Here is a 25,132-nt window from a genome sequence, read left to right as displayed (position 1 = left end):
TTTATATTGTTATCCTAAAAACTCTTCTAAAGAAACAGTCTTCTGTTCTCCAGCCTCAAGATTTTTAAAGGTAACCGTATGATTTTTAATTTCTTCTTCGCCTAAGAAAACAAGATTTTTAATTCCTTTTTTCTCAGCGTAAGTAAACTGTTTGTTGATTTTTGCATTTTCAGGATATAACTCTGCTGAAATTCCTTTGGCCCTCAACTGCAGGATCAGTTTTAAAGCTTCCGTAGTTTCTTCACCTCCAAAATTGGCAAACAGATATTCTATCTTAGAAGATGCCTCTTCAGGGAAAAGATTTAATTCTTCCATCACGAGATAAATTCTGTCTAATCCGAATGAAATACCAATTCCCGGAATATTTTTTACTCCAAACACTTCTGTAAGGTTATCGTATCTTCCACCACCACCGATAGATCCCATGGCAACCTCATCTGCTTTTACTTCAAAAATAGCTCCTGTATAATAATCCAGTCCTCTTGCTAAAGTAATATTGAACACAAGATTCTGAATATCAATACCAAGGTTTAAGGATTGTGTAAGTACAAATTCCAACTCTTCTACTCCTTTCAGCCCAATCTCATTTCCTGCAAATTTTTGTTTTAACTGCAGGAGGTTTTCCAAAGCATCATCTGACTGGCTGAACAAGAAGTCCAGTTTATCAATAGATTCCTGAGAGATTTCTCTTTCAAGCAGTTCTTTTATAACCCCTTCTTTACCGATCTTATCCAGTTTATCCAAAGCTACAGTGAAATCGATAAGCTTGTCTGTGATCCCTGCATATTCAGCTAATCCGGAAAGGATCTTTCTGTTGTTCATATGGATGGTAACAGGCACTTTCAGATCTGCAAATGATTTTAAATACAGCTGAACGAAATCTACTTCCTGCAATAAGCTTTCGCTTCCCACAACATCCGCATCACACTGATAAAATTCTCTGTATCTCCCCTTCTGAGGACGGTCTGCTCTCCATACCGGCTGAATCTGGAAGCGCTTGAACGGAAATGTCAGTTTCCCGTGATTCATTGCTACAAATCTTGCAAAAGGTACGGTAAGGTCATAACGAAGGGCTTTATCTGAAATCTGTGAAGTAAGCTTCTGATGACTTTTATTGTCCCAATCTTCCTGATTTACTTTTGAAGTATAATCTCCTGAATTTAATATTTTAAAAATCAAACGGTCTCCTTCTTCTCCGTATTTTCCTGTCAAAGTGGAAAGATTTTCAAAGCTTGGTGTTTCCAATGGCTGAAATCCGAATAATTCAAAATTATTCTGAAGAATATTGATAATATATTTTCTTCTGGAAACTTCCTGTGCTGTAAAATCTCTCGTTCCTTTTGCTAAACTTGGCTTCATTTTATAATGGATCAATGATATTAATTAAACTTGTTGCTTATCCATATGTGAATAAAACCTTAAACACCTAAGGGAAAGACTTTTTCTCTGCTTTATAATTTAAAAATTTAAATTATTTAAACGGATAAGTCCTGCAAAAATAAGGAATTGCAGGGACTTTACATAGTATAAAATAGGTTGAAAAGAAAGAACCGGATCTGATCTGCATATGGTTTTGAACTGGAAAGCCTATCAAAGCTGCTCATGCTATAATAAATTCAAAAGCTGAAGATTTTTTCTTCAGCTTTTACTTTCATTGATTTTCACTTTCAAAATCAGACACTTTCAAGAATTTCAAGGATTTCTTCGCCATAATTTTCAATTTTATGTTTTCCAAATCCTTTAATTTCAAGCAGCTCTTCTTTTTTAGCGGGCTTATACTTCGCAACAGACATCAGTTCTTTATTACTTGCTATAAAGTAAGTCGGTAGATTCTGCTCTCTTGCCTTCTCTGATCTCCAGAGTTTCAAAGCATTCAGAATTTCTTCTTCGTCAGAACTCAGCGAGTCATTTTCTGCAGAGTATTTGGCCATCTTTGGTTCTTTGACTGTATTCTTAAGCTGTTTTAACTCGTCAAAATACAATATAACAGACCAATATCGTTCTTCACTCACGAAAGCTGTTTCTACTTTCATGATCTCGTTGGCTTCCAGGAAATCATCCAGCATTTTCTGATCTTTGTAGAGAAATTCTTCAGGAAGTCTTATTTTAAAAACTTTTACTTTCATCATTTGCGTTTTTAGAATTATTTGCCTCCCAATAACAGAATTTCATCTACACGAATCTCTGTGATATACCTTTTTGCACCGTCTTTGTCATCGTACGATCTGTACGTAAGCTTCCCTTCAATGGCAATTTCTTTTCCTTTTGAAACATATTTTTCAAAAATTTCAGCTGTTCTTCCGAACGCAATCAGATTGTGCCATTGTGTTTCTTCTACTTTTTCGCCTTTAGCATTGGTGTAATGATCGCTGGTAGCTAAAGACACACTTGCTTTTACATTTCCATTCTCGAAGTTTACCATTTCAACTTCTTTTCCTGTGTAACCAATTAATGTTACTTTGTTTCTTAGTGACATAACGTTTAAATTTTAAAGATTAATAAATTCAGATAAGAGACGTTCACTGTTTTCTCAAATCTCTGTTGCAAAGTTGCCGATGCCACCACACAATAGTCGGTTATAAACTATTTAAATTCATTTGTAGTCGTTTGTAACCGGATAAACCCAATTGACCACTTTATAATTTCTCTTATGGCATAGTATTTTTTACTTTCAGACAGATATGAATCATAAGATTATATTCTCTAAATTACTTTCTCAATAATTATTTTAAGCTTATTTAATTTCTTTTTAAAAATGGCTTTATACCCTCAAACTTATCCATTTACAAACGGATAATTCCTTATCTTTGTGAAAATTCATTTATGAAAAGGGAGATCAATATTTTTGAGTTTCCTCTCAATTTGGGACTTACAAAGAAAGAGCATGAGATAGAGCCCGGCGTTAGAAAGCTTCCGGACTGGCTCAGAAAGTTCGGTTTCCATAAAAGAATTGATCCTGAAAACATTTTCAGAATTAATGCCCCGGAATATGCAATGGATTTTGATGAAGAATCGAAAGTCAGAAATGCAGATCAGATTGTTGAATATGCTAAAAAACAGGCCGAGATTATTCTGGCTCATCACCATAAAAATTCCTTTAACATCTTTCTTGGCGGCGATTGCAGTATTCTGATAGGCAATGCACTTGCTTTAAAAAAACTGGGAAATTTCGGACTTTTCTATCTTGACGGGCATACTGATTTTATTCCGCCTGAACTTTCAGAGACCGGAGGTGCGGCAGGAATGGATCTTGCAATTATTTCAGGAACGGGGCATGATAAATTAACGAATATTGATGGTCTGAAGCCCTACTTCAGGGAAGAGAACATCTTTTGCTGTGGAAATGCAGAGACAGATGACGAAGAATATGTCAGTCAGATCATTAACTCCAAAGTGCATTATTTCGATATTGAGGCATTAAGGAAAAACGGGTTCAGCAAAACGGCAGAAGATTTTCTGAAAATGATCAATGAAAAAAAACTGGACGGCTTTATGATCCATCTCGATGTGGATGTCCTGAAAGACGAGCTGATGCCTGCCGTTGACAGCAGAATGGAAGACGGAATCAGTTATACTGATCTCCAAGACATGCTGAAACCACTCATTAAAAATTCCGGATGTTTTGGTATTGAAATAACCATTCTGGATCCTTATTATGATGAAAACGGGATATATACCCAAGCTTTTATAGAAAATCTAATTCAAATTATAAAAAGTAAAGAAGATTAAATGAAGAAGACAATAAAAAGAACGTTCAGAGTCTCAAAATATGTGATCTATAAGGAAACGCTGGTTGATTATAAGGAACATTTCTGGTCTTTTTTAGGAGCATTTTTCGGAATCGGAATTATCGCATTCATTCAATCCCATTCTCTGACTGAGACTGAAAATATATTTCTGATCGGTTCTTTCGGTGCATCCAGTGTATTGATTTATGGAGCAATACAGAGTCCTCTGGCACAACCCAGAAATCTGGTGGGAGGTCATGTTCTTTCAGCTTTGGTAGGCGTTACCGTCTATAAGATCGTCCCTGACATCATCTGGCTCTCGGCACCATTGGCTGTTGCCTTTTCTATTGTGCTGATGCAATATACAAAAACCCTGCATCCTCCGGGAGGTGCTACAGCATTGATTGCGGTAAGTTCAACGGGAAAAATTCCGGAATTAGGGTATTGGTACGTTATCTCTCCGGTTCTTTCGGGGTGTATTATCCTGCTGCTTGTGGCCTTGTTTTTCAACAATATTACGCCTAACAGAAGTTATCCTTCCCACAGCAGGTTTAAAAGACTGTTAAAGAAAAGACATACCCATCACTCCAAATAAATAAAAATGAACTGTCTGGAATGCGGCGAAAAGATCATCGGAAGGTCTGATAAAAAGTTTTGCAATGATGCCTGCCGGAACGCCTACAACAATAAACAGAATAAAGATTCTACGAATCTGATGCGGAATATCAATAACAAGCTTCGCAAAAATTACAGAATTCTTGTAGAAACCAACATTGAAGGCAAAACTAAAACAGCCCGGTCTAAACTGGAAGGCCTAGGTTTTGATTTCGATTATTTTACCAGTATTAAGATTTATAAAAATGGTTCTGAATACAGATTTATTTATAATTATGGCTATAAACTCCTTGAAGATGATTTTGTGCTGATTGTAAAAAATCAACCATAGTCTTCTGTATCACACTAAAACTATTATTATGAAAGAAGTTGTTCTGATTACCGGTGCCAGTGGCATGATTGCCCGGGAGCTGGCCGGGAAAATTGAAAATGAATATGAACTGAGATTCCTGACCCGGAAAAAGAAATATGCCAACGAATATGAATGGGATGTAAAGAAAGGAACTCTTGAGGAATCTGCTTTGGAAAATGTTTCTCACATTATTCATCTTGCCGGCGCCAATATTTCTGAGAAACGCTGGACAGCAGAACGGAAGAAAGAATTAATTTCCAGCAGAACAGATTCTGCAGCATTATTACGAAATGCATTGAGCAGGAAAGAAATTAAACTTAAGTCTTTTATTTCAGCTTCAGGAATTAATTTTTATGGCACAGAGACTACAGAAAAGATATATTCTGAAAACGATCTACCCGGCCATGATTTCCTGAGTGAAGTGGTGGTACTCTGGGAAAGGGCTGCTGATCATTTTAAGGAACAAAATCTTGCAGAAAGAGTCGTTAAGATAAGAACTGCGGTTGTTCTTTCTGAAAAAGACGGTGCATTAAAGAAAATGCTCCCTCCTGTTCAATATTACATAGGTTCTCCATTAGGAAGCGGAAACCAATATATGCCATGGATCCACATTGAAGATATTTGCTATATGTATGAATTTGCTTTAAAGAATGTTGATCTCCATGGTGCTTACAATGCTGTTGCACCTCAGCATACTACCAATGCTGATTTCACAAAGAAAATAGCAGAAGTTTTGAATAAACCTTTATTGATGCCCAATGTTCCCGCTTTTATTCTAAAAATGCTGTTTGGAGAGCTTGCCAATGCCATACTGGAAGGCTCACGGGCATCTTCACAGAAAATTCAGGATGCGGGATTTCATTTTAAATTCCCGGATCTGAAAAATGCTTTAAAAAATCTGTTAAAGAATCAATAATTATTAAAAATAAAGAAGTTAAACAACACTATGCAGAATCCTGACATTGATATTGTAAAAACAGAGATCTTATCAGACAACTGGTATACCTTAAATAAAGTTACTTTCACAGTTCACAAAAAAGACGGAACCACAGAAACCCAAAGCAGAGAAGCTTATGACCGGGGAAACGGTGCGGTTATCCTGCTTTACAATACAGTTTCCGGTACCATTATTCTGACCAGACAATTCAGACTTCCTACCTACATCAACGGAAATAAAACCGGGATGCTGATTGAAGCCTGTGCTGGACTTTTGGATCAGGATAATCCCGAAGACTGTATCAGAAGAGAGACTGAAGAAGAAACAGGCTATAAGATCTCTAAGATTGAAAAGATATTTGAAGCGTATATGTCTCCCGGCTCTGTAACGGAAATTCTTCATTTTTTTATCGCAGAATATTCCAGTGAGATGAAAATTACTGATGGCGGCGGCCTTGAAGAGGAAGGAGAAAATATTGAGGTACTGGAGCTGTCCTTCAATAACGCACTTTCAATGATTGACACCGGAGAAATTAAAGATGCGAAAACGATTATGCTGTTACAGCATTTACGGATTAAAGGAATATTATAGTAAACTGATAAATTTATTTTAACAATGAATAACGAAGAGATTATAGCGCATATAAAACTCGCCATTAATCCGAAATTTCAGGATTGGGTACTCTTTAAAAATGGCACTTATATTATTTTTGATGATATCACAACCGTTAAGGATGTAAAAGATGAAGCCTTGAAACTTATGAAGGAATTTGGGCCGGTATTTGCGGGGAGTTCTGCAGGAGACTTCAATACGATCCATTTACATCTGACTGAAGGCTGGCTGGTTTCCGGGCACGGATATGGTATGTATACTTATGTACACCCGTCAGAACTGGATAATGAAATGCCTGATGATCTCGAAATAGGTTTATACGGAAGATCAAAAAGGAATCTGGACGGGCAAAATCCGGAGATTATTCATATTAACAGTCAATATTCTGTATAAAAAAACGAATTAACAAGAGATTAAATCTGTGACTGTAAAAATTATTAAAGTAATTGCCCTATTTTCAGTTGTTATTTTCAGTATTCTGATGCTGAAAACAATTTCCCAATATACTTCTTTTGAAAAAAACATAGGATTTCTGGCTTTTAAACAGCAGGTTATCAACAATCCATACTGGATGGCTTTCTTCTACATCCACATTTTTTCGATAACACTTTGCCTTCTGGCCGGCTTAACACAGTTTTCGAATCAGTTTCTGAAAGAGAACAGAAATCTGCACAGAATCATTGGTAAAGCGTATGTTTATAATATTCTCATCATCAATGTTCCCGCCTGTTTTGTTCTTGGATTATTTTCCAATGGAGGATTTATCGGCATTGCAGGGTTTCTGATACAGGATATTCTCTGGGCTTATTTTACTATTGTTGCAGTACTTTCAATCAAACAGGGTAATATTGGCAGGCATAAGAATTATATGATCTTAAGTTATGCCGTAACCACTACAGCCATTACTTTCCGGCTCATTAAAAATTTGTTCTATAATGAAAAGTATCACGATTATGAGCTTTTCTATGGCATCAATGTCTGGCTGGCCCTTGTGATCAATCTATTGATTGCTTATCTTATTCTCAGAAAAAACCCGGTTTCTATCGCTCAAAAGAGAGATTCATAATAAAAATATAGAAGGTAATACATGCTATAACTAAAAAGGACCCAATGAATATTAATGTATTAAACAGTGCTCTATATTGGCTGTCTTTCGTCCATCGATTAAAGAAATTCATAATCAGATAGGAAATTCCGGCAAAAACTACCACAAAAAAGATCGTTAAAATAGTTAATGAGTCCATTTGGTTAATTTATGTAAAACTATTATTTTAAAATTAAAAAACTACATAAGAAACACAAAATATTTTCCATCAATGGTTTCAAATCTCTAATGTATATCTCAATTTTTCTTATGAATCAGGCCAAACTTATTTACCGCTCAAAGGAAACATTTGCAGCAAAAATATAAATACTGGCAGACGATACCAGTAGAAATGCCACAATGAATATCACGGTATTAAACAGCACTTCATATTTATGATTTTGGGTCCATTGGTTACAAAAGCGCATAATGATATAAGAAATTGCTCCAAAAACTCCAATTATAAGGAAAAAACACACGAATAGAAAAAGGTAGATCCAGTCAAAATACATAGATTATTTTTTTATTAAAAACGATTATACCAAGATTAAAACACAATACAGCAAACACTCTCCACAATTGTAATGATGGCATGAGTATTCAAGAAACAAATCATTGAGAACTCCTTAATGGTTAGAAAGTTTTCCCTATACCTCCATATCGTTTTCCTCGCCAAAAGACTTCCAGTAGTTATATTTTGCAGGGTCCGCAAACTCAGGATCTTCCTTATAGTAATACAGCAGCCTTTCCAATGCGTAAGAATAGGTGAAATATTCCAGGGCTTTTTCGTAATGTTTTATGGCCTTTTTAGAACTTTGTTTCACGCCTAATCCTTCATCATATAAAATTCCATAATAAATATGAGAGTAAGAATCTTCCTGATCTCTTTTTAAATACCGCTGAAGGTTAGCATAATCGTTTTTCCGGTAGTAGATTTCAGACATATTCTGTGAGTTGGGATAGAGTTTTTTTTCTGCCTGTTTATAATATTCCAGAGCAGTATCATAGTCTTGCAGCAGATATTCGCCATAGAAATACAGGTTTCCAAGGTTCTGTAAAGCCAATCCGTTTCCAAGCTCTGCAGCTTTCCGGAAACATTTTAATGCTTTTTTGACATCCTGCGGATATCCTATCCCCTCCTGATAATGGTACCCCAGATTATTCCATGCATAGGGCTGGTTTTTCTGTGCCGATTTTTCATACAGAAAAAGACCTTTTTCAAGATCATAAAACTCCGGAATATCACGGTCTGTATAGATGTATCCCAGCTGCATCATCATCTCTGCATCACCACGATCCGCACCAATAGTATAAAGCCTTACCGCATCTTTGATGTTTCCTTCATTTTGGTATTCAGCCGCCTTTGATCTTAGAGTATCATTATCAAAATAAGCCTCATACCCGGAGCCTACCCTTTCTTTCCATTGGTTATAAAAATTTGTGAAATATTCCAGATCTTTTCCACGGAGATTATAGCGTTGCTTATACAAAGCTCCCATTTTGGCATCAGGAACAGGATGTAAGACCCTGTTGATATCCAGAATAAACATTTCTTCTTTTCTGAAAAGACAAAGTAATTCTTCCTGATATTCTATTCCTTCACAGATATAATCGTATACTTCACCGGCAGTTCCCGTCTTATGATCATAATAGAACATGCCTTCACGGGTGGTTATACGAAATGCTTCATGACTGCAGATTTCGATTTTACGGTGGTTTTCAGATAAAGGTAGTAACCATCGGTCTTCAGGAACATTATAAAGGCCAGTTCCGGTATGATCCGTGATGATCATTACATCTTTTATCAGATAATTGAAATTACTGACCGCTATATTCTCAATAATATGATCGCTTAATCTGTATACTTTATGTTTTGTATCCAATATCAACCATCTCTTATCTTTCTTGTAGGCAAAAGATGACCAGTCGTCCAGTTTAACGATCTTATCGATCTCGGTATCCAGAAGATTTCCATCCGGCTGTATGATGCTATGTTTTTTCTGGAATTTATTGGGCTTGACTGAATAATATCCGTCTGAAACGGGATACAACACGTCTTCAGGATGTTCACCCAAGAAAACACCGTCAAATGTATAATAGGCCCTTTTGGAAGTCCCTGCCTTCTTCTGATACAGAAAACCGGAATAATCATGTTCAAATGGCTCCTCCGACTCATTGGCAATAACCTGTTTACCCGCTATATCAATGACAATATATTTCCCTTCTTTTTTAGCATTGAAAAGCCCGGTGTACCACAACAACTCCAGCTCATCATATTCACAGGGAATAACCGTTTTTCCTGTGTAGATGTCGATTAACCCGCTTTTGCTATCTGTTTCTATGATTCCATAATTTCTGTTTTCTATAAAAAGAGAATCAAAGGCTTCATCATAGGTACATTCCACAAGCACTTTTCCGTCATTATTCAGATATCCGAATTTACCGTTTTTCTGTGCTACAGCAATTCCTTCCTCATTAAAAGCAAATATTTCGTCATAGACGGCCGGTATTACTATATTTCCTTTTTTATCTTTTAATCCCCAAAGACTGTTTTCCTCAAAAGCTTCTGTAGGATTTTTATACAGCTCATCATTCCAATAGCCGAGACCATACTCTACCCAGTCTGTCTGCAGCATATCCAGGAAGGATTCATAGCCACTTCTGGCAAAGATTTCTTTTTCCAGCCATCCCAGATTCTGCTTAGATATCGCTTTATCATACAGCCTGCTTTTTTCTTTGATCTCCAGCACCCAGTCTTTGGCCTGATCGCTGTGTTTTTCTTCATTCATATTGAAGACATCCCAGGCATCTATCACAAAAGTATCATAAGGAAGAGCATCCAGCATCTCAAACATTTTGTTGACGGGCTCGTAATATACCTTTTTATAAAGCAACTGATAGTGCTCACCCAATAGCTGATAGAATGATTTCAGCCTTTCTACGCCATTGATCTTATCAAAGTACAGTAGTTTTCCCTTCGATCTCGGCTCACAGGAAAATAGCGGAAGAAACAATTCGGGGATTTCATAATTCCATTCGCCCAGATAATGAGAATATTGTTCTCCTGTTTCTGAATCAACATTATATACGTAAATACGGTGTGCCATATTTTATTCTTAAATTGTTAAAAACCAAATTTGGAAAACAGTCCCGGTTTCTTCCATGAAGCTTTATATTCATCAGCAACAGGATCATAATCTGAAACCGAACGCACCTGATCCAATATCATATGGGCTTCTTTTAAATTTCCAGCCTGATAGAATACCACGGCTTTTGCCAGTTCAACACTTTCCATGAGATCATCATAGCCCCATTCTTCACTATTATAGATGGTTGTAAATCTGTCTGCCAGCAATAATGTCTGATCTTTATTCTTCAGTTTTTCATAAGCCCGTATTCCATAGCTGAGCCACAATACATAATCTTCGGGATCCATTGCTTTCTCGCATTCAGCATCGTATTGACTGAATACAGAAGCTGCTTCTGAGTAACTTCCCTGAAGAAAATCACTTTTTACGATCATATAAATGGTTTTGGCTTTATCAAAAGCATCTAAAAGGAATTCTTTTTTATTAGTGAGATAGTTTTTAGCGGCTAAAGCTACTTTTGCATGGTTCTGCCCCTCATTGTAAATCTGCATCAGGGCATACTGAGGATTGGGTTCCTGAGGAAAACGTTCCGCAACCTGTTCATAATAAGATCTTCTTGTATCCAGATTTTTCGTCTGCAAATCTTCAAACAGAATGCCTTCCAATATATTTTTACCGGCTTCCAAATCCCTGTAATCATAATCATCAATTTCCGGATTTTCTTTGTTGTGTTGATAGATATAGGTAAGCAGCTCTTCAGTTTCCTGACACACATCCCCGGCTCCCAACAATTCATGAAGTTGAATCCGGCGTGCCTTATAATATAGATTTTTGTAAAAATAATCTTCGGATTCCCCGTAAAGGCTGAAATAGGTGGTAAGTGCCTCTTCTGCTTTCTCATAGTTTCCATCATCCAGTAAGGCGTCAATCCGGACCAGATGAAGTTCCATAAACTCAGAGTATTTAAGTCCTTCGGAAGCGGTTTCAGCAGCAGCCTGATAATTGCCCAGTAAAGAATATTTTATCGCCAGGTTATTGCAGCACATTGCCCTTGTATGCAGATCATTGTGATAATCGCTCTCCCACTCTCCTTTTTCAAAATATCTACGGAAGGCTTCATAGGCCTGCTCATAAACTCTGCGGCTAACTTCAATCCATGGAAGCTTGTCATGGTCATCCTCCAGTTCATCTATAAATTCATTCATATAAACGCCTTCGTTATAGATGTCTGCCGGATAATCCGCAAACTCAGGAATTTCAGCTGTAACGGTTTTATACAGGTGATATTCCGATTCTGCCTTTCGTCTCCAGGCTGTGGCATTTGAAGATATTGCAATGGCTTTTTCCAATAAAGGAATGGCTTCAGCATAACGTCCGTTTTCGTACAGATAGGTTCCGGCAAAATGATATCCTGAGAAAAGTTCCGGGTAGGTGTTGATAACTTCAAGGGCATGATGATAATAGAAATCCGGAGCCATATTCAGCATATCGCTGTAATTCCGTTCAATGATCAGCTGATAGTAGAAAACGTCGGGATTACTGAATCCATTCTGAATAAGTTCTGCAAAACGCTGATGCCATTCCACCAGTTTTTCATGAATGTATGTAGCGGAATTTGATCCTTTAATTGCTTTGAGCATCATTTTCAGCGAGAGATCGGGAGCATTATTTTCATAGGCAATATCTGCAAGGTTGATGAAATCATATTCATTTATGCTTACAAATGAAGAATGTTCCTGCTCAATAACAGAAACAAGCTCTTCTCCGGAAATCTTTTTTTCACGATCCAGAAGATAGATCTTTTTGATCCAGAATAATGATATATTCTTATCTTTTTGCTCTCTGTTATCAGCATCTTTCCGGAAATAATATATCCCGGCTTCAAGACTGTTCAGAAGGGCCTGGTTCTCTTCCAGTGATTCGTATATTTTAACCAGAAAATCATATCCATATCCCGCATAGTCAGGATCTTCCAGCATACGTTCCGCATAGCTTATAAATTCATTTTTATTCTCATGAGTAACATGTTTTTTGCTTCTGCCTATCTGCATCAGGGTATATTCATTTTCTAAAGGGTAGCTCAGAATATTGTATAATGCTTTCTGATTGTTGGGATTCAGCTGCAGGATTCTGCGAAGGTAAGGAACAACATGATCTCTGATGGCTTCGTAAATCTCTTCATGCCCTTCATAATAAACAATATCATGATAAGCTACTGCCATTAAAAATAAAACCTCTTCATCTTCAGGATGAGATAATAAATACAGTTCCCCTTCTGCAATACACTGATCCAGATCTCCTCTGTAAAACAGTTGTTGTAATTTATCGTACATTATTAATATTTGCTTTATAATTCAATCGTACATTTCCTGTTTGCCTGTACAAATTCATGATTCATACGATGTGGCATGCAAAATATAAAAAACAATAGGAAAAACAAACGGCAACCCTTATAAATCCCCGAAACCAGTGAGTAAATAACGCCAACCCATAGCCGGATTTGTAGTTTTTAAGTTTTAATTTTACCGTGAAATAAAAAATACAGATTCTTCAATCATAATCAATATGAAAAAATTATTTACAGGACTTTCTCTGGCTTTATCAATGATGGCGGCTGCTCAAAAAGCTCCTGCAAAGAAAAGTCTACTGGTTCTGTACAATTACCAGACCTTTGGATGTAATGTAAAGGGATATTTTGACTCTTCCAAATACAAAAAAGAAGAAATAGACGGTACTTACCAACTTGTACATTCTTTGAACGGATCTCCGTTTTCGTCTCTTACCGTTTTCAATACTGTGAAATTTGACAAAGTGCGTAATAACAGTTCTCCACTTCTGCAACAGGCAGAGAAAGAGTATGAGCAGAGAAAAAGAACACTTAATACTCTAAAAATAATAGACCGCCCCTTATGGAAAAAGCAATATGCAGATGCTGTTCAATTGTTAGAAAATGAATATCAGCTCAGAAAAGAAATCCTTATGGGGTATTCTGATCCTCAATCACTTCAAAAAAGTACCTTTTATAATACCTGTAAAGAGTATATAAATGCCATAACTACAACAGATCAACAGAGAATGTATTCAGTATGGAAGAGTTTATCTGAACCTAAAAATGATGAAGAACCCCATTCAAAAAGAAAGGAAGCTTTTAATGCTAAATGGAATGACCAGCGGAAGGATGATTATGCCCTTATGGATCTTATGAATGCTTTCAGTAATTGTGCGAATCATAGCTTCAGATCTAAGGCTGATGAAAACGGTGATCTTTTTAAAGCTTTCGATGAGGTATTTACCTATCTGAAAAGGGATTGCGACCAGCCATAAACTGATCATAAACCTCCTGTTTAAAGCAAAAAATAAAAATTCTCATTAATTGATAAAAATAACTGCATAAAATTGACACATCTCTTTAATTTTCAAATTAAAAGCCTTAATTTTGCACTGAAATTTTAGAAAATTCGGATTCTTTCTACAACTATGTGCATGGACAAAATGATGGTCGGGCTTTCTCTGGCTTTATCTATTAGTATTTCGGGACAAAAAGTTCCCTCAAAAACCACCAATCTGACACCGTACAGCTATCAGACATTCAATTGTGATAACAAAGGATACTTTGACGCCACCAAATATGAAAAAGAGGAAATAGATGGCGTTAATAAACTTTTATATAAATTTAACGGAGTCCATTTCGACACGAATCCTATTTTTAAACTTTCCAGCCTTGAAGACATCCGTAAAAATAAAGACGCTCATCTGGAAAACCTGGAAAAACAGTATCAGGAGAAAAAACAGGAGCTTTACAGCCTTAAAGTTATTGATCTTCCGGTCTGGAAGAAACTGTATGAAAATGCCATTCGCACTTTTGAAAATGAATATGAGCTGAATAAGGAAGAAATTCTTGCTTTTTCTGATCCATCCTCTCTTAAAAACAGCAGATTTTATGAAACATGCAGAAAATCTATTGATGCCATATCATCTCCGGACAAAGAAAAAATGGTTGCCTCATGGAAAGCTTTTACAGAACTTAAAAGTAAAAACAATGCTGATCCGCAAGGCGTAATGAATCGTTTCAATGCCAAAATGAATGATCCTCAAAGGGAAGATTATGCACTGATCGATATGATTGGCCTAAGCTTCCACAACTGTGCCAACAGCAGCTTCAGACAGAGACCTGAAGAAGAGGAAACGGCTTATAAGGATTTTGACAGAATTTTCATGAAACTGAAGAAGAATTGCGATGTCCCGTAAAGAATAAAATAAAGAGTATATAGCATCCGGTTTGGGTGCTTTTTTTTTGAAATTTTAGTAATTATACTTGTTTTCAGACCTAGAAAATTTCACTTTATAACATAACAAAAAGCATTGATATTCTGCAAGATAAACCATCTGTTTACTTTATATAAAAGTATGGTGATAGCAGATTTATAATCAAAATTACGGGATGAAAAAGTACACCCCGTAACAGATTATTGATTTACGTGCCCATCTTGCTTGAACCTTAAGGTACAATAACACCAAATTTTTTCCATGTATTGAGTGTGGAATCTATACAGATCCATCCCATATGTTCAATAGGCTGAAAAACATCTACAATGTCCCCTTTCACATTTAAATTATTGGTACCGGAAGGTAGCGGGCACATTGCGATCACTCTTACCAAAGGATTTTGTTCAGAATCGTAAGCATAAACATAGCCAAGGTTCACCCTGTTTACAATATTTACATCAAGAGAATGTGTAATACCTGTAGCTTCATTATCACTGAAACGGTTATTGATTCCGACAATTGCCAAACGCTGAGCCTCCCATCTTGAAATATCCAATGCAAGTTTACAATTTCTGAATTCATTATGATCAACAGTATTAATGATTCCGAAGGTACGATGAGGGAAATTTTCAACACTATTACCTGCTTCTCTGAAAGAGACAATTCCTTTATTTAAATTGATAAATTTGTTATGCATGATAGACGGTTTCAAAAGTAGAAGTCCATACATATCTAAAGAAACGCCCCTATTATTCTGAGCTTTATCAGTTGATGAAAATGTATTGTCGGTTATTGAAATTCCACCAATACATTTAGTATCGGACTGGGTTTCGGTATAAAAACACGATCCTGTATCAATGGTTACAATATTCCCCGATATGTTTATTTTTTCAATATAATTATTGGGAGCTGAGGCATGTAAAGATATTGCAGAGACATCCCCGTTGATAATGTTATTGCATACATTTACATTGGATATTCCTCTGTCAGAATTTTGTACTGAAAGACGTATGGCCCCGTCACGATAATGATCTATTTTGTTACCTTCTATAACAATATTGTTCATTCCTCTTACACACTCAATGGCAAAAGCTTCATATGTGCCTGTTTTTGTACCATTGAGATCATACCCGGAATATGATATAATATTATCAGATACTACACCGCCCAATGTATTTTCAAGTTTTATCCCCGAACAATAGTTTGAAATATCTCCCCGCCCGCAATAAAGAATGGTATTGCCTGATATAATATCATCGCCGGTTCCAGCTACGGTTTCTTTATTATCGGTTCCCCGAAGATAAAACCCATGACGTGCTGTATTGCCAATTATATTACCGGTGGCTATCATCCGGCTAATGCCTCCCGCATAATGTACTAATATCCCATGTCTTCCCAGAGGGTCAGAATTGGTTGCCCATCTGTTTTTGATGTGAATATTTCCTGATACAATATGATCAGACATTTTATTGATATCAGTATTATTAAAGAAAATATCTTTTCCACCCGATGCAAGAGATATAAAAATATCTGAATTTGAATAACTGGTATTATTTGTAAAAATACAGTTCCCGCTAATAGTTCCTGCCCCGATATCTATAAAACCGAAATTTGAATCATCAAAGTAATTATTTTCAATTCTTGCTCCCTGTGTTTCCTGAATGGTTATAATCCCACATGCAGCATTATGATCCAATGCTTTAAAGTTGTAAAATGAATTTCCTGAGACGAAAATATCCTGAACACGCCAAAAATAAAGACAGCAGCTACTGTTTGTGTTACTTACCAGCTTAGCTCCTGTTCCGTGAAATGTATTGTCTCTTACGACCGTATTATTCCCTGCGGCTATATAGCAGTTTTGGTAATTTGTGATATAAACGGTACATCCTTCCAAGATCCCGTTATCAGGTATATTAATGGCACGACCTATTTTCATTTTACCGGATCCCTGTCCGGATATTTTCGAGAACTTATTAAAAATTTTATTTACCTTATCAGTATCGTCAGCAGTACCATTTATTCCATAATACATGGGATGAACTCCCTCTTTGAAATGATGCTCCAACTTTATGCTCTGCATGTTACCCATGGAATCTGTGTAGTCTACATTAAAAATGCTCCCATCATCCGGTGCATCCGGGGTATTGGTTAAATAATATTCTATCGGAGCAGGGGTATCTCCTTTCATATCATATCCCAATAATAACACCCCCGAATATACTCCTGACTTAAGGTCTGAAATTTCAGCCGGAGTTAATAAATAAAGTTGTGAAACTGTTTCTTTAATTAGTAAATTACTCATAATTGTTTTTTACGAAATTTACATACAAATCTTAATGAGGTATAATAAAAATGGACTTATGATCTGTCTTTTCAGTAGTTTTTACTTTGTTGAATACTCATGACAGCATCCTGCAACTTATCAAATAAATTAATAATGAATACGTTACGGTTATTCCAATTAAATTCCTTAATTTTGCACCCCGAAAATAAGGATTAGAGATATGAAAAAAATTGGTGAGCACAGAACCCTTCTTGGAGTAGACAAAAATGTTACTTTAAAAGAATTGAAAACAATTTACAGAAATGCGATGAAAGATACGCATCCTGATAAATTCATCAATGATGAAGCCGGAAAACTGGAAGCGGAAGAAAAAAGTAAATCTGTGATTGAAGCCTATCATTTTCTGGTAAGCATTAATCCTGAAACACAGGAAAAATACAAAGAAGAATATACGGAAACCATCACAAAGTCTAATATTCAGGATTTTTATCTTGAAAAATCTATTCTGACTGTTCAGCATTTGAATGGGATGATGTATGAATATATCGGTGTTCCAAAAAATACCTATATCAAAATGATCAATGCTGATTCACCAAGCCGTTTTGCAAGAAGACACATCTATGGAAACTTCGTTTATAGAAAGTCTGGCGAAGCAATGGCAGATTAATTTTTTCTTTACATAAAATAAAAAGGACTTTCACATAACACCGAAAGTCCTTTTTTGCTTTTTGATAATTTAATTTCCTTTAATTAATGATCTCGCCTTCACTATTTTTTAATTTTTCCTGAAACTTTTGAAGTTCTTCAGCGGTTGGCCTCAGCCAGTCTGTTGCTTCCCCGATAATCTTCAATGGGGATTCGGAACGATAGGAACGGGTTGGGTTTCCCGGAAATTTTTTATCTGTAAGATTGGGATCATTTTCATAAGAACCTGTAGGCTCAATGATGTACACCCGTTCACGCCCGGTTCCTTTTGCCAAAGCAGCAGCAAGACCGGCACCATTCACTAAAGCTGTAAAATAAATATGATTCATTCTGAGTTCAGATTTATAGTTGGAATTACTTCCTGCCGTCAGTAAATCTCCAATTTTCAGATCTGCTTTTGTACCATGATAAAAGGGACCTTTGTCTGAGGGATGATTCTTCAATTGCATGGCCAGTTCAAAGTTATCTTTTGCTTTCTCTGTTTCACCCATCTCTTCATAGCATTTGGAGATGTTCAGATAAATAGCAGGAAAAGCACTCTTCACCGTATCATCATTTATTTTTTGGCCCAATTGCAATGTGGTTTCAAGCCATTTTAATCTGTCTGAAACCGTTTTCTGATGTCTGGATATGTAATGAGCCGTGAGAAATTTTTCAAGATCATCAGTCGCTTCCTGCCAGCCTTGCTGAAACAACTGTAAAGCTTCCTCAGGATGCCCTTGTTCTTCCATACTCATCCCCTGAAGACAAAGCTTAACAACCTTATTGAATGGTGAAAATTCCATATTTTTATTTTTTTAACTTAGATGCTGCAAACTTACATAATTTAATCCAGTCCGGAATATAAGCATATCGCAATGAAAAAGCCGCATCCAGGAATATGGAACGGCTTAGATAGAAGATTGCAGTACACAATTATTAAACTCAAAAATATTGGTTATTTCTGAATCTGTTTATGATTACAAACATAAGATCCGGTTATGAAAATAAAAAGCGCCTCAGAAATTCTGAGGCGCTTTCGATTAATTAAAGGTATATGATATTTTATTTGTCTAAATGCTTAGGTGTAAATCCGTCTTCATTCAGTTCTCTGTGTACATAGTCTGCCTTCATTTCAGCTTCGTAGTCTACTTTATTATCTTTACCCATTCTGCGCAGAATAGAATCAAATAATGAATATACTACCGGTACAATGATCAATGTAAGGAATAGAGACGATGTCAGACCACCGATTACTACCCATGCAAGACCTTTGTTCATCTCTGCTCCGGCTCCTGTTGCCAATGCAATCGGTAACATACCGAAGATCATCGCAATAGTTGTCATCAGGATCGGACGAAGACGGGCGTGGTTGGCCTGAATCAATGCATCATGAGTACTTGCTCCCGCTTCTTTTCTTGCGTTGGTAAAGTCTACGATCATAATCGCATTCTTCGCAACAAGACCAATCAACATGATCATCCCCAGCATTGTAAAGATATTCAATGAATTCGCAGTCAAGGCAAGAATTACCATTACCCCGATCATTGCCAGCGGAATAGAGAACAATACCACGAATGGATATACGAAACTGTCATATAATGATACCATTACCAGGTATACCAATACGATAGCTGCCAATAAAGCAATTCCTAAAGTACCGAAACCTTCCTGCTGGTTTTCCATATCACCACTCCAGATGTAATCTACACCCACAGGTTTTTTATCATTCATGAATTTAGCAGCCCATTCGTTCGCTACATCTCCTACCGGTCTACCTACTGCTTTAGCTCTTACTTTTACAGAAGGAGATTTATCTCTACGTTCAAGCAAACTTGGCCCTGAACCCATTTTTACCTCAGCAAACTGGCTCAGACGAACCTGCTGACCCTGAGGGTTTGTAAAGATCAGGTTTTTAACATCATCAATAGATTGTCTGTTGACATCCCCAAAACGGATGTTGATATCATATTCATATTCTCCGGCTCTGAATTTCCCGTCTGTGTTTCCGTTGAATGCAGTCTGCATCGTTTGTCCTACACTTGAAAGGTTTAAGCCTAAAGAAGCCATTTTATCTCTGTCTATTGTCACCTGTACTTCCGGGTTACCAGAGTCTGTTGACAATTCAGCATCTACTGCTCCAGGAACTTTTTTCAACAATTCTAAAATTCTTGTTGCCTCTTTTACAGCAATTGCATTATCAGGAGCTGTAACTACCATTTCGATCGGCGCATTCTCAGCACCCATAATCCCGATTGGAGCTGTTTTGAACTCTACTCCTGTAAATTTCTCTTCTAAAGCTCTTTTTACTTTTGCAGCTTTGATGTTGGTACTTTCAGAACGTTCAGATTTGTCTGTTAAGTTTACCTGAACTTCAGACTGGTATGTTGTTGCCTGTGCTCCACCAAAACCTGTAGACTGCTGTCCTACTGTTGTAATAAGGTCTACAACATCTTTATCGTTTCTTAAAAACTTTTCAACTTCTAATGTCAGCTGGTTTGTTTTTTCAACGGTTGCATCTTTTGAAAGCTCCATTTGTACCAGGAACTGACCACGGTCGATTGGTGGGAAGAATTCACCTCCGATGAATCCGAAGATTACCAAAGAGAATGAACTGATCAGAATAATGAAGGTGATCACAACTGTAGAAATTCTTCTTAAAGTTGTTTTAAGACACCATTCAAGGATGTCTGTAACCCAGTGTGTAAATCTGTCAATTAAACCTTCAAACCAAAGGATGAATTTCTCGAACCAGTTTTTACCGGTCAGGTGCTCAAGTTTACCAAATCTTGATGATAACCAAGGAATGATGGTAAATGAAGCCAGCAAGGATAATAAGGTTGCAATAACCACCGTGACGCAGAACTGTGCCAGGATGTTTGCTACAAGCCCTGAGCTCATCGCAATCGGTAAGAATACCACCACAATTACCAAGGTAATCGCAGCAACGGTAAATCCGATCTCAGAGGCACCGTCATAAGCTGCTCTGATCTTGCTTTTACCCATCTCCATGTGACGGTAAATATTTTCCAGTACAACGATCGCATCATCCACCAGGATTCCTACCACAAGGGACAGTCCCAGTAAACTCATCAGGTTCAAAGTATAGCCCATCAGGTTCATTCCAATGAATGCCGCTACCAATGATGCCGGGATAGAAACCATTACGATAAATGCGTTTCTGATACTGTGAAGGAATAGTAGCATTACAATTGCCACGAGGATAATCGCTAAGAATAAGTCGAAAATAACGTGGTTGGCAGATTCAAGGGTAAATTCAGTCGTATCGTTTACGATTTTTACTTTTACTCCCTGAACTTTGTACGCTTCCTCTACAGTCTTGATGGTTTTCTGAACACTTTCAGATACAGCCACCGCATTGGCGTCAGACTGCTTTTTCACCTGCATCAGGATGGTAGGAAACTGGTTGAATCTCGCTACTTTTTCTACGTCTTTCTGAGAGTCGAAAACGGTTGCAATATCAGATAAACGTACCTGTGCTCCATTTTTATTGGAAACCACAAGGTTGTTCATTTCCTCAGTAGATTTATACTTTCCTGAAAGTCTGATTGTAGATTTTGTAGTTCTCGTTTTCAAACTTCCTGTAGGGAAATCAAGGTTTGATGAAAGAATTGCCTGTTGTACATCACCTATTGAAAGCCCATACCCCTGTAATTTTTTCTCATCCAGGTTCACCTGAATTTCTCTTTCCTGTCCACCTACAAGATCTACCTGTGCCACACCGTTTACACGGGAAAAGATAGGTTCTATCTTTTTATCCAGTAAGTCATAAAGATCCTTACTGTTCAGTTTATCCGATGAAATACTCATCGTGATAATCGGAAGGTCATCCAGTGAGAATTTGTTCAGTGACGGTGCTTTTACATCATCAGGAAGGTCTGCCAGAATAGCATTTACCTTTCTCTGCGCATCATTCAAAGCATAGTCTACATCGGCTCCGTCGTTCAGCTGAACCATGATAACCGATAAACTTTCGTATGAAGAAGATTCTACTTTTTTTACGTTTTCCAAAGACCCTACGGCATCCTCAATCTTCCGGGTTACGGAGGTTTCCACCTCTGCAGGCGAAGCTCCAGGGTATACCGTAGAAATGGTTACCATATTGGTTTCAAACTTCGGAATCAATTCGTATCCCATGAGTGTATAACTCAGGATACCTCCCAACGTCAGAATCGTAAATAATACGATTACCAACGAAGGTCTTTTGATCGATATTTCTGCTAACTTCATAAATCTTCTACTTTATAATGTTCACTTTAGATCCATTGTCCAGGTTGATCTGTCCGCTGGTTACTACTTGTTCACCACCATTCAGTCCGCTCAATACCTGTACTTTGTCTCCGTAAACTTTTCCAATAGTTACTTTGATCAGCTTGGCAACTCCATTTTCAACAACGAATAGCTGCCCTGAACTTACTCCATTTACAAACGCTTCTGCAGGAACTGTCAGCATATTCTGCGTTTCTGCACCGTGGTTTGTGCTGAATTTAGCCGTTGCATACATCCCTGCTTTTAGGTTTCCTCTGTTCTGAACTTCGATTTCAACAGGGAAATTCAAAGAGGCATCACTTTTAGGAGCAATGAATGTAATTCTACCTACGAAAGAATCTTCCGGTAAAACGTTCACTTTAATAGGAACTTCCTGACCCAGCTGAATTTTTCCGATCTGGCTTTCATCCACTAATACCGAAAGTTTCAGGCTGTTGATATTAACGATTTCAAACATTGCCGTTCCCGGAGAAACTACAGTTCCCGGCTCAACCATCTTTTTGTTGATTGTACCGCTGATTCCTGCACGGATGCTTGTATCATTTACTTTTACTCCCTGAGCTTTAACGGCAGCCTGCATATTTTTAAGCTGTAATCTTGAATTGTCAAGCTGTTGTTTGGTAACTCCTCCGGTTTTATATGCATTTTCATAACGCTGGTTATCAATGATCGCATTCTGAAGGTTATTCTGCGCCTGTGTAACGTCAACTTCAATTGCATCTCTTTTGATTGTTGCCAAAACCTGCCCTGCCCCTACTCTGGATCCTTCTTTTACCAAAACATTGACAATACGTCCTGAGATTTCTGAAGACTGATTCATTTCCTGTTTAGGAAGGAAAGTTCCGTTTGCAGAATAATCCGTATCAATATTTTCTCTTGTAACCGTTACAATATTTACGTTGATCTTATCTACCTGCTTGGCAACTTCTTTTACTTCCTGGGTCTGCTTTTCTTTGTTACCGGCAATCTTGTAAGCAGCTAAACCTACCAGTACAGCAGCTACGATGATATATATTAAAGTTTTTTTCATTTTCGTTTATTATAAGTTTTGTAGTGTGTTTAGTTCACCCTTAGCTTTTATCAGTTTGATCTCAGCCTGTTTGTAATCCAGTAATGCATTGGAATAGTTCTGTTTTGCCTGTGTTAAAGCATTTTCAGAATCCAGTACTTCTGTAAGTGTTGCCAGACCATATTGATAGTTTGATTGGGTATTTTTCTGTACTCTTTCAGCCAGTTCTACATTGTCTTTTGTACTTTGGATATTGATAATGGCATTTTCCATATTGGTAATGGCATTTTTATAATCCAGATCAAGGCTCAGCTGTGTTTTCTGAATATCCTGATCAATATCCTGGATATCAATTTCAGCCTGCTGAATTCTTGCTTTTGTAGCACCACCTGTAAAAATTGGAATATTCACATTCAGGCCTATTGCTGAATAATCACTCCAAAGCACTCCGTTATTCAGTCCGTTCGTTAAAGGAAATTTTTTCCCCATACCAGCCCAGCCATAACTTGCGGTAAGATTAACGGTAGGATAAAGGTAGGCTTCTGTAGCTTTTTTATTAAACTGAAGAAGTTCTCTGTTTTTGGATAAAACCTTAAGCTCTGTACGGTTTTCAAGGTTTACATTACTCGCAATCAGTTCAGGTTTTGGCTCAATTGTCTTTTCTTCAAGCTCAATATCAGTCCCGATAGGAACTCCCATATAGAATTTCAAAGCATTCTTTGAAAGTTCCACTGAATTGATCAATTGCTGCTTGTTTGACCCGATATTAGTAAGCTGTACATTGGTACGGTCCAAATCGATTGATTTCGCCAATCCGTTATCTACAAGGCTTTTAATAACATTTCTTACTTTTTCGGTATTGGCATAGCTCGCTTCTACCGTTTTAAGATTCTCTTCCTGTACAAAAACCTGATAATAGGCAGTTGCCACATTTTCAATAATCTGTTCGTTGGTAAGGTCTGCATTCAGTACATAAAATTCTCTTGTAGTTTTTGCAGCTTTCAGTCCTGTAAATACTCTCTGATCGAATAATGCCTGCTGAAGCTGAACAACAGCACTTGAGCTCCAGGGCTGCCCAAGCTGTGCTTTAATTCTTTCACCACCAAATTCAAGCAAAGATTCCTGGATAACCGGGTTGTATGTAAGTCCGGCTGTTGCACTGATCTGTGGAAGAGCTCCGGCTCTGGCCTCATCAATCTTATATTCGGCTTTTTTGATCTGTAAAGCTGCCTTTTTAGCTTCTGCTTTATTCTGAAGTGCCTGTTTGATCGCTTCCTGAAGGGAAACCTGCTGCTGGGCAGACACCGATGAAAAACCGAAAATCATAAATGCTGCAGCTATCCCGATTTTTAGCTTTTTAGCAGTTATACGTTTTCTTTTCATAATTTTATACTTCGTTTATTTTTTATTTAATTTTCAGTCATTATTTTATTTCTAAATGACGAATCATTGTAAGAAATACTTTAATCTTTTTTAATTTTTAAATAATATATTGATAATGATTTCTTTTCTTTCTGAAATAATCTTATCATAATCTTCATCACTGATCATCAGATTCTCCATAAACAGTGGTCTTACAGCACTCGGAAAAACCAATAATGAAACCATGTTCAGGATAAACTGAACGGGAGCCATTTTTTCAATGTTTCCCAATTCCATTTCTTTTTCAATATCGCTATACATCTGGTTGAGGATATCTTCTTCAATTTCTCTCTGATGGCAGGTGCCCTTATTGATCTGCGAAACGATATAGGTCTCCAGATAGGGATACTGAAGGCTTGTGGCAAGGCTTCCTTCTATGAACTTGCTAATCTTTTCTTTAAAAGGGAGATCAGCATTCTGAATGATCTTTGATTTTTCCTGTTCTACTCTTTGCGCTTCATCAAAGATGATCTGGATAAGTTTATCTCTTGAACGGAAATAATAATTAATAAGGGTCCTGTTCACTCCCGCTTCATCGGCAATCTCCTGCGTAGTAGCATCAAATTTTCCTTTCACAAAGAATAAATTCTTCGCTGTCTCCTTGATCAATTCCTGTGTTTGGTCTTTTTTTGCTTGATTTGACATTTTTGTTAAACAAATTTGTGCAAATTTATAGTAAAAAATATTTTTGACAAAATTGTTAAACAAAAAAATTAAACAGAAAAATCATGATATGCATCATGTTTTTGAAATAAGTTCC

At 37.0% G+C, this 25,132-nt stretch carries 21 protein-coding genes; 10 read left to right on the top strand and 11 right to left on the bottom strand.

Annotation, left to right across the window (positions count from 1 at the left end; translation table 11 throughout):
- Positions 1–9: 9 nt before the first annotated feature.
- From hisS to ACTJJF_RS03855, 3 genes are all read right to left on the bottom strand, one after another.
- Positions 10–1,359: a histidine--tRNA ligase gene (hisS, locus tag ACTJJF_RS03865; RefSeq protein ID WP_440698761.1), complete on the bottom strand. Its 1,350-nt coding sequence runs from the start codon at positions 1,357–1,359 to the stop codon at positions 10–12.
- A gap of 314 nt (positions 1,360–1,673) precedes the next feature.
- Entirely contained in the window at positions 1,674–2,129 is a 456-nt protein-coding gene (locus ACTJJF_RS03860; protein ID WP_440698760.1) for an HRDC domain-containing protein, read from the bottom strand.
- Positions 2,130–2,143: 14 nt separating this feature from the next.
- Positions 2,144–2,476, bottom strand: coding sequence for a single-stranded DNA-binding protein (locus ACTJJF_RS03855; protein ID WP_312302864.1), 333 nt, complete (start codon positions 2,474–2,476; stop codon positions 2,144–2,146).
- A 347-nt stretch (positions 2,477–2,823) separates the two neighbouring features.
- On the opposite strand from ACTJJF_RS03855, the gene ACTJJF_RS03850 reads away from it, so the two are divergent.
- From ACTJJF_RS03850 to ACTJJF_RS03820, 7 genes are read left to right on the top strand one after another with little or no spacing between them, the layout of a single operon-like run.
- A complete protein-coding gene (locus ACTJJF_RS03850) occupies positions 2,824–3,729 on the top strand; it encodes an arginase family protein (RefSeq protein ID WP_440698759.1) in 906 nt (301 codons plus the stop codon).
- Positions 3,730–4,323 carry an HPP family protein gene (locus ACTJJF_RS03845; RefSeq protein ID WP_440698758.1) on the top strand — a complete coding sequence of 198 codons (594 nt, stop codon included), beginning with the start codon at positions 3,730–3,732 and terminating at the stop codon, positions 4,321–4,323.
- A gap of 6 nt (positions 4,324–4,329) precedes the next feature.
- Positions 4,330–4,674, top strand: a complete 345-nt coding sequence (locus tag ACTJJF_RS03840; RefSeq protein ID WP_440698757.1) for a hypothetical protein — start codon at positions 4,330–4,332, stop codon at positions 4,672–4,674.
- A gap of 28 nt (positions 4,675–4,702) precedes the next feature.
- Complete coding sequence (locus ACTJJF_RS03835; protein ID WP_440698756.1) at positions 4,703–5,611, top strand: TIGR01777 family oxidoreductase; 909 nt, start codon at positions 4,703–4,705, stop codon at positions 5,609–5,611.
- Positions 5,612–5,641: 30 nt separating this feature from the next.
- On the top strand, positions 5,642–6,223 hold the full coding sequence (nudK, locus tag ACTJJF_RS03830) for a GDP-mannose pyrophosphatase NudK (RefSeq protein ID WP_440698755.1): 582 nt from the start codon (positions 5,642–5,644) through the stop codon (positions 6,221–6,223).
- 24 nt (positions 6,224–6,247) lie between these two features.
- A complete protein-coding gene (locus ACTJJF_RS03825; protein ID WP_440698754.1) occupies positions 6,248–6,637 on the top strand; it encodes a hypothetical protein in 390 nt (129 codons plus the stop codon).
- Positions 6,638–6,665: 28 nt separating this feature from the next.
- The gene (locus tag ACTJJF_RS03820; RefSeq protein WP_440698753.1) at positions 6,666–7,310 is read left to right on the top strand and encodes a DUF2306 domain-containing protein; all 645 of its coding nucleotides are present in this window, start codon (positions 6,666–6,668) and stop codon (positions 7,308–7,310) included.
- Between the two features lie 665 nt (positions 7,311–7,975).
- Here the strand turns inward: ACTJJF_RS03820 and ACTJJF_RS03815 are convergent.
- Complete coding sequence (locus ACTJJF_RS03815; protein ID WP_440698752.1) at positions 7,976–10,435, bottom strand: SEL1-like repeat protein; 2,460 nt, start codon at positions 10,433–10,435, stop codon at positions 7,976–7,978.
- Positions 10,436–10,452: 17 nt separating this feature from the next.
- Complete coding sequence (locus ACTJJF_RS03810) at positions 10,453–12,750, bottom strand: tetratricopeptide repeat protein (RefSeq protein ID WP_440698751.1); 2,298 nt, start codon at positions 12,748–12,750, stop codon at positions 10,453–10,455.
- A gap of 232 nt (positions 12,751–12,982) precedes the next feature.
- On the opposite strand from ACTJJF_RS03810, the gene ACTJJF_RS03805 reads away from it, so the two are divergent.
- On the top strand, positions 12,983–13,741 hold the full coding sequence (locus ACTJJF_RS03805; protein WP_440698750.1) for a hypothetical protein: 759 nt from the start codon (positions 12,983–12,985) through the stop codon (positions 13,739–13,741).
- 159 nt (positions 13,742–13,900) lie between these two features.
- Positions 13,901–14,665 (top strand): hypothetical protein, encoded by a 765-nt coding sequence (locus ACTJJF_RS03800; protein ID WP_440698749.1) that lies wholly within the window; start codon positions 13,901–13,903, stop codon positions 14,663–14,665.
- A 250-nt stretch (positions 14,666–14,915) separates the two neighbouring features.
- On the opposite strand, the gene ACTJJF_RS03795 is transcribed toward ACTJJF_RS03800, so the two are convergent.
- On the bottom strand, positions 14,916–16,985 hold the full coding sequence (locus ACTJJF_RS03795) for a hypothetical protein (protein ID WP_440698748.1): 2,070 nt from the start codon (positions 16,983–16,985) through the stop codon (positions 14,916–14,918).
- 202 nt (positions 16,986–17,187) lie between these two features.
- Between ACTJJF_RS03795 and ACTJJF_RS03790 the strand changes: the two genes are divergently transcribed.
- Positions 17,188–17,634 (top strand): KTSC domain-containing protein, encoded by a 447-nt coding sequence (locus ACTJJF_RS03790; protein ID WP_065398132.1) that lies wholly within the window; start codon positions 17,188–17,190, stop codon positions 17,632–17,634.
- A 79-nt stretch (positions 17,635–17,713) separates the two neighbouring features.
- Here ACTJJF_RS03790 and arr read toward each other — a convergent pair whose 3' ends face one another.
- The 5 genes from arr to ACTJJF_RS03765 form a co-directional block, all read right to left on the bottom strand.
- Complete coding sequence (gene arr / locus ACTJJF_RS03785; protein WP_440699227.1) at positions 17,714–18,121, bottom strand: NAD(+)--rifampin ADP-ribosyltransferase; 408 nt, start codon at positions 18,119–18,121, stop codon at positions 17,714–17,716.
- A gap of 595 nt (positions 18,122–18,716) precedes the next feature.
- Complete coding sequence (locus tag ACTJJF_RS03780) at positions 18,717–21,902, bottom strand: efflux RND transporter permease subunit (protein ID WP_312302822.1); 3,186 nt, start codon at positions 21,900–21,902, stop codon at positions 18,717–18,719.
- Positions 21,903–21,909: 7 nt separating this feature from the next.
- Positions 21,910–22,971: an efflux RND transporter periplasmic adaptor subunit gene (locus ACTJJF_RS03775; RefSeq protein WP_312302819.1), complete on the bottom strand. Its 1,062-nt coding sequence runs from the start codon at positions 22,969–22,971 to the stop codon at positions 21,910–21,912.
- A 9-nt stretch (positions 22,972–22,980) separates the two neighbouring features.
- A complete protein-coding gene (locus ACTJJF_RS03770) occupies positions 22,981–24,333 on the bottom strand; it encodes a TolC family protein (RefSeq protein ID WP_440698747.1) in 1,353 nt (450 codons plus the stop codon).
- 90 nt (positions 24,334–24,423) lie between these two features.
- Entirely contained in the window at positions 24,424–25,017 is a 594-nt protein-coding gene (locus ACTJJF_RS03765) for a TetR/AcrR family transcriptional regulator (protein ID WP_276162389.1), read from the bottom strand.
- Positions 25,018–25,132: the final 115 nt, after the last annotated feature.

It is taken from the genome of Chryseobacterium sp. 22458, assembly GCF_052044975.1.
GTDB lineage: Bacteria > Bacteroidota > Bacteroidia > Flavobacteriales > Weeksellaceae > Chryseobacterium.
This window is presented reverse-complemented; position numbering and strand designations above follow the sequence as displayed.

Coding starts and splice junctions, on each gene's coding strand:
- ACTJJF_RS03800 (WP_440698749.1), top strand. CDS start 13,901: ATGGACAAAATGATGGTCGGGCTTTCTCTGGCTTTATCTATTAGTATT.
- ACTJJF_RS03805 (WP_440698750.1), top strand. CDS start 12,983: ATGAAAAAATTATTTACAGGACTTTCTCTGGCTTTATCAATGATGGCG.
- ACTJJF_RS03815 (WP_440698752.1), bottom strand. CDS start 10,435: ATGGCACACCGTATTTACGTATATAATGTTGATTCAGAAACAGGAGAA.
- hisS (WP_440698761.1), bottom strand. CDS start 1,359: ATGAAGCCAAGTTTAGCAAAAGGAACGAGAGATTTTACAGCACAGGAA.
- ACTJJF_RS03860 (WP_440698760.1), bottom strand. CDS start 2,129: ATGATGAAAGTAAAAGTTTTTAAAATAAGACTTCCTGAAGAATTTCTC.
- ACTJJF_RS03825 (WP_440698754.1), top strand. CDS start 6,248: ATGAATAACGAAGAGATTATAGCGCATATAAAACTCGCCATTAATCCG.
- ACTJJF_RS03775 (WP_312302819.1), bottom strand. CDS start 22,971: ATGAAAAAAACTTTAATATATATCATCGTAGCTGCTGTACTGGTAGGT.
- ACTJJF_RS03845 (WP_440698758.1), top strand. CDS start 3,730: ATGAAGAAGACAATAAAAAGAACGTTCAGAGTCTCAAAATATGTGATC.
- nudK (WP_440698755.1), top strand. CDS start 5,642: ATGCAGAATCCTGACATTGATATTGTAAAAACAGAGATCTTATCAGAC.
- ACTJJF_RS03835 (WP_440698756.1), top strand. CDS start 4,703: ATGAAAGAAGTTGTTCTGATTACCGGTGCCAGTGGCATGATTGCCCGG.
- ACTJJF_RS03850 (WP_440698759.1), top strand. CDS start 2,824: ATGAAAAGGGAGATCAATATTTTTGAGTTTCCTCTCAATTTGGGACTT.
- ACTJJF_RS03810 (WP_440698751.1), bottom strand. CDS start 12,750: ATGTACGATAAATTACAACAACTGTTTTACAGAGGAGATCTGGATCAG.
- ACTJJF_RS03790 (WP_065398132.1), top strand. CDS start 17,188: ATGAAAAAAATTGGTGAGCACAGAACCCTTCTTGGAGTAGACAAAAAT.
- ACTJJF_RS03765 (WP_276162389.1), bottom strand. CDS start 25,017: ATGTCAAATCAAGCAAAAAAAGACCAAACACAGGAATTGATCAAGGAG.
- ACTJJF_RS03840 (WP_440698757.1), top strand. CDS start 4,330: ATGAACTGTCTGGAATGCGGCGAAAAGATCATCGGAAGGTCTGATAAA.
- arr (WP_440699227.1), bottom strand. CDS start 18,121: ATGCAATTGAAGAATCATCCCTCAGACAAAGGTCCCTTTTATCATGGT.
- ACTJJF_RS03770 (WP_440698747.1), bottom strand. CDS start 24,333: ATGAAAAGAAAACGTATAACTGCTAAAAAGCTAAAAATCGGGATAGCT.
- ACTJJF_RS03780 (WP_312302822.1), bottom strand. CDS start 21,902: ATGAAGTTAGCAGAAATATCGATCAAAAGACCTTCGTTGGTAATCGTA.
- ACTJJF_RS03855 (WP_312302864.1), bottom strand. CDS start 2,476: ATGTCACTAAGAAACAAAGTAACATTAATTGGTTACACAGGAAAAGAA.
- ACTJJF_RS03795 (WP_440698748.1), bottom strand. CDS start 16,985: ATGAGTAATTTACTAATTAAAGAAACAGTTTCACAACTTTATTTATTA.